11 protein-coding genes are annotated in these 12,749 nt (G+C 45.5%); 3 read left to right on the plus strand and 8 right to left on the minus strand.

The window, feature by feature from the left end; translation table 11 throughout:
• Positions 1 to 182 precede the first annotated feature (182 nt).
• On the plus strand, positions 183 to 713 hold the full coding sequence (locus tag EA392_10695) for a hypothetical protein (GenBank protein ID TVR38202.1): 531 nt from the start codon (positions 183 to 185) through the stop codon (positions 711 to 713).
• A gap of 189 nt (positions 714 to 902) precedes the next feature.
• On the opposite strand, the gene EA392_10700 is transcribed toward EA392_10695, so the two are convergent.
• Together EA392_10700 and EA392_10705 are read right to left on the minus strand one after the other, a co-directional pair.
• Entirely contained in the window at positions 903 to 1,571 is a 669-nt protein-coding gene (locus EA392_10700) for a hypothetical protein (GenBank protein ID TVR38203.1), read from the minus strand.
• A 97-nt stretch (positions 1,572 to 1,668) separates the two neighbouring features.
• Positions 1,669 to 5,109 carry a DUF4145 domain-containing protein gene (locus tag EA392_10705; GenBank protein ID TVR38204.1) on the minus strand — a complete coding sequence of 1,147 codons (3,441 nt, stop codon included), beginning with the start codon at positions 5,107 to 5,109 and terminating at the stop codon, positions 1,669 to 1,671.
• Positions 5,110 to 5,525: 416 nt separating this feature from the next.
• Between EA392_10705 and EA392_10710 the strand changes: the two genes are divergently transcribed.
• Positions 5,526 to 6,785, plus strand: a complete 1,260-nt coding sequence (locus EA392_10710; protein ID TVR38205.1) for an ATP-binding protein — start codon at positions 5,526 to 5,528, stop codon at positions 6,783 to 6,785.
• Positions 6,786 to 7,337, plus strand: coding sequence for an RloB domain-containing protein (locus EA392_10715; GenBank protein ID TVR38206.1), 552 nt, complete (start codon positions 6,786 to 6,788; stop codon positions 7,335 to 7,337).
• A 24-nt stretch (positions 7,338 to 7,361) separates the two neighbouring features.
• Here the strand turns inward: EA392_10715 and EA392_10720 are convergent, their stop codons facing one another.
• The 6 genes from EA392_10720 to EA392_10745 form a co-directional block, all read right to left on the minus strand.
• Positions 7,362 to 8,060: a hypothetical protein gene (locus tag EA392_10720; protein ID TVR38207.1), complete on the minus strand. Its 699-nt coding sequence runs from the start codon at positions 8,058 to 8,060 to the stop codon at positions 7,362 to 7,364.
• A 92-nt stretch (positions 8,061 to 8,152) separates the two neighbouring features.
• Positions 8,153 to 8,626, minus strand: coding sequence for a hypothetical protein (locus EA392_10725; protein TVR38208.1), 474 nt, complete (start codon positions 8,624 to 8,626; stop codon positions 8,153 to 8,155).
• A gap of 1 nt (position 8,627) precedes the next feature.
• On the minus strand, positions 8,628 to 9,173 hold the full coding sequence (locus EA392_10730; GenBank protein ID TVR38209.1) for a hypothetical protein: 546 nt from the start codon (positions 9,171 to 9,173) through the stop codon (positions 8,628 to 8,630).
• Positions 9,174 to 9,179: 6 nt separating this feature from the next.
• On the minus strand, positions 9,180 to 9,998 hold the full coding sequence (locus EA392_10735; GenBank protein ID TVR38210.1) for a GIY-YIG nuclease family protein: 819 nt from the start codon (positions 9,996 to 9,998) through the stop codon (positions 9,180 to 9,182).
• Between the two features lie 47 nt (positions 9,999 to 10,045).
• Positions 10,046 to 11,182: a restriction endonuclease gene (locus EA392_10740; protein ID TVR38211.1), complete on the minus strand. Its 1,137-nt coding sequence runs from the start codon at positions 11,180 to 11,182 to the stop codon at positions 10,046 to 10,048.
• The gene (locus EA392_10745) at positions 11,182 to 12,657 is read right to left on the minus strand and encodes an SAM-dependent DNA methyltransferase (protein TVR38212.1); all 1,476 of its coding nucleotides are present in this window, start codon (positions 12,655 to 12,657) and stop codon (positions 11,182 to 11,184) included. Before EA392_10745 ends, EA392_10740 begins: the two co-directional genes overlap by 1 nt.
• Between the last annotated feature and the right edge of the window lie 92 nt (positions 12,658 to 12,749).

A 12,749-nucleotide genomic window follows, 5' to 3' on the forward strand; every position in this document is an offset into this window, starting at 1 on the left:
GGCAATAAATTTATAGGAATTGTTTTTATAGATCGATAGCCCACGAGAAGGGATTGACTGCGTGGAATTCAATTTCTCGTGGGAGCGGGGGAGATAACCCTATTTTTATACTTGATATCCTAAACTGGCACAATTTGAACCGAAACAGCTGGCACTAACCAAACCGAAATAGGTGGCACTGTTTGAACCGTGTTATCCAGCGAATACCTAAGACGGATGCCGCTTTTGAGAGACTCTGGAAAAATACAGAAATAGTTTCCCCAGACATAGATCCAGAATTGATTAAAAGTGATCAAGCTTTCAAAAAAGTTCATCGTTCAGGGCTATTCAAACACCATGTCGATGAAATGATGAAAAGTCAGAACAATGTGAGAAAATTATACAACATCCATCAATCTTCAATCGATGAATACGTTATAGGTGATTATCCAATTTTGTTTAGGAAAACGCCCAGATTGTTTAGCGAATTCGGAGAACTTGATTTTTTAATTGCCGTTTCATCGCGGCGGCTATACTCATCTACTGTTGAGTCCTATGCGATAAATAGTGAAACTTCACTTATTTATAATGCGGCTATTATTGAACAATCCACGAGGTATGTAGCTTGTTCAAACCAGAGCGAGTTATTGAAATCTGTTAAATTTTATAACGATTTAAAGAAGAAAGGTTTGAATTATACGCTGTCGGCCCTGGTATTTGAAAATGAGAAGTAAGGAGGTTAAGTTACTGTGAAAATACCCAATGGGTAACCATCAACTCCCCTCCACAATCCCAATCTCTTCCTCCGTTAACCCATACAGCTCATAAACCATGGCGTCAATCCCCTTGTCCAGTCTGTCCACTTCTTGTTGAAGCTCCTGCACCTTGGCTTTTTGTGGCTCATCTGGGTAGAATACAAATGACTAATTATGGGCCGTGCGTGTCCATCCACCAAGCAAATCAAATATTAACGGTTTAACAGAGTGTGGGTCATAATCTTTGATATCGAGAACTTGACCGGGTGAATAGCCGAGTTTGCATTGAATGCAATGACGATTTTTAGTCACGCGCCCATGGGTATGCATGATACAGTTTCTAATATCGTAGTATAATTTCAACGAACTATTGAATTCCTTTGGAGGAGAAAAGTCTAATTTGGTTAAAACCAGATTGTCAGAATAGTTGTCTAATTTTTTTAATAACTGCGATAATCCTGTGTGGTAAAAGGAATGGTCCATTAACGACTCGTCAGTTATTAAGTCTCCTTTAGCTTCCATTTCAGCGGCAACTAATACATGTTGCATGGTTGATTCTAAAATCGAGAACATCTCAACGTAATTAGTAGACTGTAATGACATTATGGCTTCTTCTCGGAAAGTCCCTTTGCCCACACCGAGTAGACCTCTGAGGTTGGGCCAATTACCATTTTGAGCATCAGTTGAAGGAGTGTATTTACCAAGTAAATCGAATATTTCTTGGTCATCTTCCTTTAGAGCGTTGATCAAACTCAATTGGTAATCCATGAATTGGATCCGCTTTCCCACCCATGATCTAAAGTCAATTAAAAACTCAAAAAAATCCATGTTTATCATTTAGTCCGAATTCAATGTATATCTTTTTGTTCGCGTTAAAACATAGTCCCACAATGCCTTAATAATTTCCGTAAAACAATTATCCTGACGGTATCCATCACCCCACCCCCGCATTCTCCTTGATCCCATCCAGTATGCTGATCACCTTGTGGGCGTCGGCTTCGTCAAATACGCCGAGGAGGCCCTGGTCGTTGACGTGGGTGAAAGGCTCCTCGAAAAGCATGCGGGCCTCAATGATGCCGTTTTGCTCCAGAAAGGAAATGATGTTGTTGATAAACGTCATCTGGTCGGCGGTGAGGTTTCCCTTTAGAAGGAAATCGGCAAATGCGGCTTTGGCGGCCTGAATGTCGAGCCCCACAATGCTGCGGATAAATACGCCCAGGGGTTGGTCGCCATATTCCTTCACGTAATCTTCGCGGGTGCCGCGCTCCTCGCCGTCGAATAGCAGCCGCTCAAGTTCCTGCAACTCGGCCACGGTAATGGGTGTATTGCTCCGTATCTTCGAAATAGTGAGGTGGTGCCTGTTTTTTCGGATGTACGCCTCCACGCGCTCGCGGTAGGGTCTCGAATTCTTTATGGTGGGAAGAACAGGCCTCTCGCGCACTTCGTTTTCCAAAATGGCATCCTCTAGGTTGGTATAGACGTTCTTCTGTTTTTCCACATCCAGAAACTTAATCAGTTCGCGCAGTGCCACCCGAACGTCCTCAAGTTTTTTTACATGCACATTTTGCCAGAAGTTTTCGGCCTGAATGCTGTTGATAAGTTCGCGCTGCGCCGACACCGCCGGGATATTCATTTTCCTGCCCAATGCGCGCACGATCAATTGCAGCTGGTTTATATACCGCGAAGCATCGTTGTTGCGTAGCATCACCAGGTTAAGGGTTAGCATTAACACGTCGAACCGGCGCGCAAGTTCGTGGTCACCTTTTTCGGGTGAGGGAAGGTGCGAAAGATGCTCTTTGATGTCGATTACATCGCCCATCGAGAGGTTCTGCCAGCGTGTTTTGTTGCAGTATTCTACTACGTAGCGTAACTTGGCTTGCACCACAAAGCGGTTGCGATCCAGTTTTTTGACACATTGGTACAACCAATCTTCATAAATGGCCGCAAGTTCGTTTTCAGGTTCAGACTTTTCTTCCGCGCGCCGAATCGCCATCATGATCTCGAGCTTGAGCTCAAAGATGCGCTGCGTAAGGCTCACCATCGAGCTTCCTGGAGCGCCCTCCGGGTTTTCCTCAAAGAACTCGAGGTTGCCGCAGAGGTCAAAAATTATAAAGTATTCCTTGTGTTTTCCCGGTCCAAACAGATCGGGAGCCAGCCGGGTTCCGCGGCCAATCATCTGCCAGAACTTGGTAGCTGAACGCACCATTTTGAAAAACACCAGATTCACCACACGCGGAGCATCCACACCTGTATCCATCATATCCACAGAAACCGCAATCTGAGGATCTTTGTCTTCGTATTCGTCGCAAAACCGCTCCAGCAAATCGGGTGCTTTGCTTTCGTAATTGTCGATGACGCGCAAAAAGTCTCCGCGGTATTCAGGAAAATTTTTGTTGAAGCGCTCTTCAATAAACACCGCGTGTTTGTGGCTTCGGGCAAAAATGATGGTCTTGCCGAGTTTGTCGCCGCCTTCTACCTTCAGGCCTTTTTCCATCAGGTATTGCAGCGCCTTATCCACGGTGTCGTTGTTAAACAGCCAGTTGTTCAGTGCGTCGCCACCAATAAAATCGGGCACTTCGCCGGAAGTGGGATCGCCGTACTTTTCTTCATACTCCCCTTTTTCGCGCTCGCTGAGATCGCTGTAACGAATGCCTTCTCGCGGAAATTTGAGCGGTACGTCAATACCTTTGGGTGGCACTAGATATTGGTCATTTACGGCCTGATCGAGTTCATAGGCAAAGGTTGGGTTGTTGTCCTCAATGTCGAAAAGTCCATAGGTATTGCGGTCTATATCTGTTTTGGGCGTGGCTGTGAGCCCCACCAGCAGAGCATCAAAGTAATAAAAGATGGCGCCGTATTTCTGATAAACCGAGCGGTGGGCTTCGTCAATAATAATTACATCAAAATGACCGGGACTGTAAAAACGCTCATCATGGTTACGCATGCCGTCAATCCTGTTCATCATGGTGGGGTAGGTGCTGAACACCAGGCGCGTGCTGTCATCTTCTTTCTCTTTCGTGAGATCGATGGAGGAGAGGTTGGGTAAAAATTCACCAAAGCGTTTTTTGGCCTGCGAAACCAGCGCGTTTCGGTCGGCCAGAAATAAAATGCGCTTGGCCCAACGGCATTTGGTGAGCATATCCACAATGGAAATGGCCGTTCTTGTCTTTCCCGAACCCGTGGCCATGACCAACAGTGCTTTGCGCGCAGCTCCGGTAAGTTCACCCGAGGGATTTTCGCGGACAAACGATTCGGCCACACGCTGCACGGCTTCTTGCTGGTAGTAGCGGCCTGAAATTTCTTCGTTTACAGTAAACTGCCGCAGGTCCAGCCGGTCTTCGCGGCGGTCAATGGCACGCTGCAACTCGTCTTTGGTGAAGAAGCCCGAAACTTGTCGCTCCGGGTAAAAGCGATCGTCCCACAAATAAGTTTCAAATCCGTTGGTGTAGAAAATAATGGGCCGTTGACCGTGTGAGGCTTCCAGGCAATCGGCGTAGAGTTTGGCCTGGTGGCGACCTTTGCGCGGATCAGCCATGGTTCTTTTGGCTTCGATAACGGCGAGGGGTTTGCCGTTGTCGCCCCAGAGCACATAATCCACATAGCCAATACCGGTTCGGTTGGTGCTGGCGGGCATGCCTTTTACTTCGTATTCCAGTTCGTAGCCTTCGCGCAATTGACCCCAACCGACTTCTTTTAGCGACTGGTCAATGTAGAGCTTGCGGGTTTGTTGCTCAGATACCAGCAGTGGGATTTCTTTTTCGAGGTCATGGGTGGCCTCGCGGGCTTCTCGCCGTTCTTTGAATGCCGCTTTTTCTGCTTCCAGTTCGCGACGCATTCCTTCCACTTCCAGAGCTTGTTTTTCCAATGCCTCACGGTCTGCACGAATGGCTTCATTTCTGGCCCGAAGGTTTTGCTCCATGCGTTGAAGCTCACGCGTCTGCAACTCCTGCTTTTGGCCGGTTGGGATCAACGCCTCATTAAAAGGCTTAAGATCCGGTTCGGTCTCGGCGTAGTAAATGGCCAGAAAGCTAGTGAAGCGGTAAAGGTTTTTCAGCGCCACCATGCCCTCGGCGGGTTTAATGGGCTTGCCGTGGGCCGCGTTGTTGCCAAAAAGTCGAATGAGGTTGATTTCGCGGTACATCGACGGCTTCAGGATGTCTTTGAAACACTGCTCATTCATCAGCGCCCCGAGTTTGGTATCGTAAGGTTCTTCCAGGTCAGGGTCGTTGGCGTAGAGCCATTGTACCGTTTTTTCGAGCGCACTCCTGCAAATAATGGCGCAGGCCTTGGGCGAGATCAGCGCGAGCTGCTCGGCTTCGGTCGCTTCCCGATATATTTCGGGCCATGATTTTTGAAGGAACTGGAAGTTGCTCATTGTTTTACTGAAATGCGTCGGCAAAATAGTGAAATCTTTGGTTGTAAGTCAAAGTAGTTATGGGATTATCAGGGCAAATGCATTTAAACTGATTAGACTAGATGACAACAACAGGTGATTTTGGAATGAGAAGGTGGCTCCCTTGCGCACTTTGCGCCTGCCATGCCGCAGGCAGGCCTTCCCTGCCCGCGGCAGGCGGGTTTGCGGTCCCTGCTAAGGGACTTGCGGTAAAAAGGCTTAACCGCAAGGTGCGCAACAGAGACGCAACGAGCGCAAAGAAATTATTATCAAACCTAAAGTCTAGTTCAAATTAAGTCGGTTTTATATGCGTTTGCCATGCGATAATGACGACGAAATAACATTAAATGTCGATTTATGGCGTATATTTGTAACGAAATTACAAATACGCCCTCCAAATGGTCCTCGAAATCAAATTGAGTAATTTCTTTTCCGTCGACGAAGAAGTGACTCTGGATATGCGTGCCGCCAACATCAACACGCAAAAAACGAGAGATCTTTCCCATCTCTGTTTCGACTTCAACGACGATCAGATCTTAAAATCGGCTGTGATATACGGCGCCAATGCTTCCGGAAAAAGCAATATCATCAAGGCCATTCGCTTTTGCCACGCCATGGTGTACGAATCGCACAAGCACAACGAAGACACCAACTTCAATTTCATGCCCTTTAAATTCAGCAAAAAGAAGGCTGCCCCGAGCCACTACTTTATCCGCTTTGTGGCCGAAGGGATAGAATACGCCTATTCATTCAGCTTGACCAATACCGAAATTGTAAAAGAAAGCCTGTACTACTATCCGCAGGGGAAAAAAGCCAAGGTGTTTGTGCGCGATGAAAGCATTAAAGGGGATAAGCGCGACAAATATTCTTTTGCCAAGTCGGTAATCAAGCGGCCTTTTGATGTAGTGGAAAATACCTCCCGGAAAACGCTTTATATTTCCAGGGCCAGCCAGATGGATCGGGAAATTCCAAAAATACTGTTCAACTTTTTTCACAACGATTTTATACTGAGACACTCTTATTTTGCTGCCAGCAACATAGAGTCACTTCAAAAGACCCACAAGACACAATTGCTGAAAGCCCTGCAACTGGCCGATAGCGATATTGTGGATTTTAAAGTGAAAGTAATTCAGCAGCCCGGAAAAAAAGTGCGGGTTAGCCTCGATACAGAGGAATTACATATTGAAGATGGCTTTATGGAGCAACTCGAAATCAAAACATATCACAAGTTCAACCGGGAAGTACCATTTGATTTTTTCACGGAAGAATCGCTTGGTACACAAAAGTTATTTTTCATGATGATGAGTATCATTGATGTATTGAGCAACAACAAGGTGTTGCTGATTGACGAGATCGAGGACAGCCTGCACCCCAAGATCATCGAATACATCATTGAACTGTTTCACCGGAGCGAAAGGGCCCAGTTGATCTTTACCACGCACAACACGCATATTCTTGATCTGAAGCGATTCCGGAAAGACCAGATCTGGTTTGTAAACAAGAAGGAAAACGGCAGTTCGGACTTGTACTCGTTGTACGACTACAGCGATTTCAGGGATACGATGGATGTGGAGAAAGCCTATCTGCAGGGGCGTTTTGACTCGGTGCCGATTGTGGATTACTCCAGCGAAAGTTTGAAGCACCTAATGGACGAATAAATGGCCCGGAAGCGCAGAGCACCGAAAGGGAAAAAGATGAACCCCACCTTTTTTGTCTTCTGTGAGGGCGAAACGGAAGAAGCCTACGTGCATTTTTTGAAAAGACATTTTCGGCTGCCTTCCATTCAAATTCACTCCAGGGTGAGCCGGAATAAAATTACGGCGCGGTACATCAAAAACTACAAGCAGGATAAACCCCAACACGAGAAAGACCGCGATTTTCTGATGTACGACCTCGATGTGCCGAAGATACTGGCGCGTTTGAAAAAGATAAAAGGAGCCACGCTGTTGGTCTCCAATCCCTGTATTGAATTGTGGTTTTTGCTCCACTTCAAAAATCACCAAGGAGAGTGCGACCCCGATTTCTGCACGCGTGAAATGCGCAATCGAAACAAAGGTTATCAAAAAGGCGACCTGAGTACCAAATTGGAGGAGAAGCTGAGTACTAAAATGGACCAGGCAGTAACCCGCGCCAAAGCACTTGAACCTTTTCAAAATCCGTCTTCGACGGTTTATCGGTTAATAGAGGCGTTGTTGGAGTTGAGGAAGTAGTTTAGGGAAACAATTTCCAGTAACTCATTTCAATATTCTGACGACCTCCGACAATAGTATATCCAATTCAGACTGGTAATCCACCTGCTTCATTAATGGAATTGAATCCTTTTTACGGGCTTGAGTATGGAGGTATCCATCAGCAGTATTGCGAAAGGAGTTTTGTAAGTTTTTAAACAATTTACCGTGACTTCTGCCTCCATCTTTGTAGTTATGCGCCAACTCATTGAACGATGCAAATCCAAAAATTGGGGGAACATAATCCATTATAGCTCGCAATAACATGCCTACAGAAAGAACACATTCACTACGGTAGGCTACGTTAATCTCATCACAGAGAACAAGTAACCTCGAAAGATCAAACTTTTCACACTGTATCACTTGAATCTCTGCGATACGCTTTGGATCAACAAAATCGGTCGACAATTTTTCCTCTATTAATTCGAGGGCCATTCCTTTCTCGCCAAAACCGCTGTCTCCAATGATATCATCTGTAACTTCTTCTCCCAATAATAGAAAGGCTTCGGGTTTGAAGCAATTTTTATTAAATAGGCCGCTCATTAAAAGACCTTTACTCGCACACTTATTTTTAAAAGTATCATGGTCAATTTCAAGTTTCATGGAGAATATCCTGATTTCTCTTATTTCCCCAAAACTTTGTGTTTTTCCAGAAAGAGTAAACTTTGTTTTCCCCAAATGGTATGTTTCCACAACTCGCTTCATTTGCCTTTCTGAAAGAGCAAATAGGTACCAGCTGTACAGCTGCTCACGCAAATAGATGTTATATTTAACTTCAACCACCTGTTAAACAGTTTCTAATCATTGTTTAATTCTGATAGTCTCGTATCTAATTTGTCGATTAAATCTTTGCACTTCTGCGCTTCTTTGTAGTCTTCGTTTTTCACCGCTTTCTCTATGGATTTCTCATGTAATGCAATCCTATTTCTTATTTCTGTCGTATCTGTAATTTCATAAGGGAGACCATCAACTGTGATTGATGTAATATATTCATTTCCTGTGTGGTCTCCGGTTTGTTCAACACCATTTCCTTCTAACCACAATTCATGAGTTTCATTTATGGCCTTCTTGAAAATATCAAACACTTCATTCGGAATGTTCAGTAATTCTTCGTTTTTGCCATGCGATCTATGAAAGCTCACAAAATAACGTCCAATACGTAAATCAGCCGTTATATTGTTGTCAAACAAATTTTGATTCTTAAGAATTTTTCTGATTTCACGGCCCATCATTTGAGCGATCCGGTCATACTTCTTTTCTTCATCAGTCATATCAATGCGTTTTAAAATTATTCCACCTCGTTCTTAATATCCCGGCAATAGCTACTTCATAAAAATACAACTTATAAGCGTCTTTTTCTGGTAGGACGGAAACATACAATTCCTGAATGTCCATACGCGCTTCTTCAAGGGCGTCGGAGCAAATATCTTTTCGGAATCCTCTGTGGTCATGTGCTAGCTTTGCCATCAGATATGCTAATGAAGACTGATTTTGCCCCGTGCCCCAACCGTGTTGCTTCAATCTACGGGCAATGGTATTAGAAATACCCAGGTATTCGAGTTCGACGAGGCCATTTTGTTTTGTGCCGAAAAGATAGAGGCCACTCAACTCGTTGTTTCGTTTTGCATTGTACAGCGTTGCATTCGGTTCAACATCTAGCATTTCAAAGAATTCTTTCTTGCGATTGGTCCTGTTACCGGACATATGGAAAAGATCCTTTAGCCGAACGCCTTTGTTTAAGCCACGCCGAAGCAATTCTGCCTTTTCCTTTGCCTCATCAAAAAGATTGTCAATGTTATCCGGAAACGCGCCAATCATGTTGCCTCAATTTTCGTTATACCCAAAATCTCTTGAGCGCAATACGTTCTTCCAATGCGATTCCCGTTGACCAACCTCAGCGTCCGGTGTTTTAAAATCTGCCACTTCGAGCAGAGAGAATTGAAAGTTCACTTTGTAATCCAGTCCTTTTTCCTTGAGTAAATGCCGCAATGCCTTATTATCACCATGGCCATTATTCACATAGGTTGACCATCGCTGCCAAATCCCGTCTTCTCCATCTGCTTTCCCAACATATTGTTTGCCATTAGTAATATCCGTGATGCAGTATATGCCTTTGATATTGGCCAAAGCGCCGTACCAGGTCTTTTCCTTCTGGTCGATAATCAGGTTTAGCTCGCTGTAGGAAATGCAGACACAGTGATGGCCTGGATAGCTTTCAATGGTCATGCGTTGAGGCAGGTATTCGAGCATCGCCATTTCATTGGCCAATTCTTTTTTCCAGATGTAACTGGCACGCCCGGTCCTTTTGTAAGCCAAAACAGCCCTGCCGATAAGAGGCTCTTGCCCCTCTACAAGGTTAAGGTCGTAGTACCACATTTTGGAATCTTTAAGCCGTTTGCGCCCGCTTACTCCATACACGCCCACGAACAGCCATCGGTCGCGCCCAATGCGAATCAGCGAAATGACATAGTCGCATTCAAAATTCTTTTGGGTTTGGTGACTTTGCCAATCGTTAAAAGAGCCTTTGTAAAACTGTTGAATAGGAGAGCCGCTCTTGGAATTTACGGCCAGATGTATTTTGTAGCGCTTGTTTGGGTTAATAACAATATTGCAGGCGTGAAGTAGGTCTGATGATGAGAGCATAATTTTGGTTGTTGATCATTGTGCTCAAAAATAAGGTTTTAGCACGATCATTCCAACTCCCCTTTAAACGCCCGCTGCAGCAAGCTGTTAAATAGTGTATGTGATAACTCTAACTCTTTCAAGACAAACTCCTTTTGCTGCTTGATTAAATGTAATCTATTCTCAAATTCTGTCTGTACTTCTATTGGAGGAAGGAGAATTTCGATTTCCTGAATCCTAAATAATGCCAACTTAGGCACGCCAACTGCCATAGTTTTCTTTATAATTTGTTGCTGAACATGAGCGCTCATCAAATAATGAGCAAGAAAAATCGAGTTTAACTCACAGCTATTTTTGGCTATAATCTTGTTCGCGTTTTCCGTTAAATTCGCACCATCTAATTCTTGTGGAACAATTCCTACATCTCCGATTCCCACGCCTACAACTGTTATAACTACATTTCCTTTTTCAACAGTGTAACGCCAAAGGCTTTTTGCTAATTCCTTCGTCAAATACTCTAAGTTCTCTGTTGTGACTTTGCCATTTTTAATATTCTGAGCTTTGACATATGGATGAATAGTAATATTCTTTTGCAGTGATTCCCCTTTCGGAACCCTTTTCCCGCCCTTTACAACACAAGCTTCACCAATAGTTGAAGTTCGATACCCCTTCTCATTCCTCACCGGATCCCCAAACATATCCAAAAACAAGCTCTGCGCCAGTTCATCGTATTTGTCGATAAGCGCTTTGGTTTTTTGGCGGTAGGCATCGGCCGCATCCAAAATGGCCGCTATCTTTTTTTGCGTGGCGAGTGGCGGGAGAGGGATTTGGAGATTTTCCAGAATTGTTCTGGAAATGTGAGGAATAGTTGCGCCTGTAGCCGTGTCTCGTAAGTAATTGAATTTTGACTGTAAGAACCTGCCAGCGTATTCTGAATCAACTTTACCATTGAGGGGGGAGAGCTTCGCTATTGTGCTACCAATTGCTCCTTCAAGACCATAACCTATTGTACCCGCATTAGCTCCGTCCCAGGCAATGAGAATGTCGCTTTTATTGCAAATAACAGTTTTTGCTTTCGGATCAGTGAACTTAAGGTTGTCGTCAGATCGTAAGTCTTCGATTTGGATGTACCGCAGCCCGGAGTCAAAATCAAATTCCGGTGACTTCTTTCCTTTCGAAATCTTGTATAAGTCTTTTACCTTCATTACTTCAATAGGGATTCGAGTTCTCGGAGTGCCTTTCCTCGTGCTTTGTCCAATTCTTTGATCTCCTCAATAATCTTCTCCGGCTTTTCATACTCCACCTCCTCATACTCCACTTCCTTGTACCGGTTTACGCTGAGGTCCCAATCGTTGGCTTTAATTTCGTCAAAGGGCACCATAAAGCTTTGTTCGGTGCGTTTGCGGGTGGCTTCGTTTTTCAGGTTTTTCCAGCGGGTGAGAATGTCGGGCAGGTCGTTTTCCTTTACCTCCTGGCGCTTGTCGTCGAGGCTCAGTCCGTCGGCGTGCATATCGTAAAACCACACGTGGTCGGTGCCGCCGCTTTCGGTTTTGGTAAAAATGAGAATGGCCGTGCTCACCCCGGCGTAGGGTTTAAACACGCCGCTGGGCATGGAGATGACGGCGTCGAGCTTTTGGTTTTCTACCAGTTCCTGCCGGATGGCCTTGTGCGCATTGGATGAGCCAAATTGCACGCCCTGGGGTACAATAACCGCTGCGCGTCCACCGGTTTTCAGTATTCGCAGCATCAGGCCGAGAAAGAGGAGTTCGGTCTTTTTGGTTTTTACGGTTTTCAGAATGGAGCTTTCTACCGCGTCGTAATCGAGGCTGCCGGTAAAGGGCGGGTTGGCCAGGATAAGCGAAAACTGTTTGCGCATGTTGGCGTTGCTTTCGCTCAGGGCGTCTTTCAGTACCAGGTTGGGGTTGCGGATGCCGTGCAGTTGCAGGTTCATGGCCCCGATGCGGATCATCGTGGCATCGAACTCCACGCCGGTAAACATGTGGTGGTGGTAATGCTCGCGAAAGGTTTTGTCGTGAAACCACTCGGGGTGGTGTTCGTGAAAGTACTCTCCGGCGGCCACCAAAAAGCCCGCGGTGCCCGCAGCCGGGTCGCAGATCAGGTCGTCCTGCTGGGGTTCCATCATTTCTACCATCATTTTAATAATGTGGCGCGGGGTTCGGAACTGGCCGTTTTCGCCCGCCGAGGCAATTTTGCTGAGCATGTATTCATAAAGGTCGCCCTTGGTGTCGCGGTCGCGCATATCGATGCCGTCCATCAGTTGCACCACCTGGTCGAGCAGGCGAGAAGAGCCGATCATAAACGTGGCTCCTTTCATGTATTCGCCAAACACGCCGCCTTCTTCGCCCACAGTTTTCATGTGGTCAAAAACCGTCATTCCGTCAATGGAGGGTTTGGTGAAAAGCTCGAACATACTTTCGGGCTCCAGGTTTTTGAATTTGCTCCACCGAAAGGGGTAGAACTTTTCTTCGAAAATGGGTTGTTGGATGGGCTCTTTGGTAAAGCTGGCCTGTTTTTCTTTGGCGGTGTGTTCTTCGTCGAGCCGCCGAATAAAGAGCAGAAAGGTAAACTGCTCAATGACCGTGAGCGGGTTGCTGATGCCTCCCGTCCAGAAGGTATTCCAGATTTTATCTACCTGCGATTTGAGGGGGCCTGTGATCATGGGGATGTTTTGAACTTTTTTGTTACGGCGTAAATATAGTACAATGAAAGTTGGGTGAGGAAATGTGGCGCAGGATTCAAAGCTCTGGAAGC

It is taken from the genome of Cryomorphaceae bacterium, assembly GCA_007695365.1.
Classification (GTDB): domain Bacteria; phylum Bacteroidota; class Bacteroidia; order Flavobacteriales_D; family SKUL01; genus SKUL01.

What these genes read in the sequence shown, in the direction of transcription:
- EA392_10740 (TVR38211.1), bottom strand. Translation starts at nt 11,182, where the DNA reads ATGAAGGTAAAAGACTTATACAAGATTTCGAAAGGAAAGAAGTCACCG.
- EA392_10720 (TVR38207.1), bottom strand. Translation starts at nt 8,060, where the DNA reads ATGAAGCGAGTTGTGGAAACATACCATTTGGGGAAAACAAAGTTTACT.
- EA392_10735 (TVR38210.1), bottom strand. Translation starts at nt 9,998, where the DNA reads ATGCTCTCATCATCAGACCTACTTCACGCCTGCAATATTGTTATTAAC.
- EA392_10705 (TVR38204.1), bottom strand. Translation starts at nt 5,109, where the DNA reads ATGAGCAACTTCCAGTTCCTTCAAAAATCATGGCCCGAAATATATCGG.
- EA392_10715 (TVR38206.1), top strand. Translation starts at nt 6,786, where the DNA reads ATGGCCCGGAAGCGCAGAGCACCGAAAGGGAAAAAGATGAACCCCACC.
- EA392_10700 (TVR38203.1), bottom strand. Translation starts at nt 1,571, where the DNA reads ATGATAAACATGGATTTTTTTGAGTTTTTAATTGACTTTAGATCATGG.
- EA392_10710 (TVR38205.1), top strand. Translation starts at nt 5,526, where the DNA reads ATGGTCCTCGAAATCAAATTGAGTAATTTCTTTTCCGTCGACGAAGAA.
- EA392_10725 (TVR38208.1), bottom strand. Translation starts at nt 8,626, where the DNA reads ATGACTGATGAAGAAAAGAAGTATGACCGGATCGCTCAAATGATGGGC.
- EA392_10730 (TVR38209.1), bottom strand. Translation starts at nt 9,173, where the DNA reads ATGATTGGCGCGTTTCCGGATAACATTGACAATCTTTTTGATGAGGCA.
- EA392_10745 (TVR38212.1), bottom strand. Translation starts at nt 12,657, where the DNA reads ATGATCACAGGCCCCCTCAAATCGCAGGTAGATAAAATCTGGAATACC.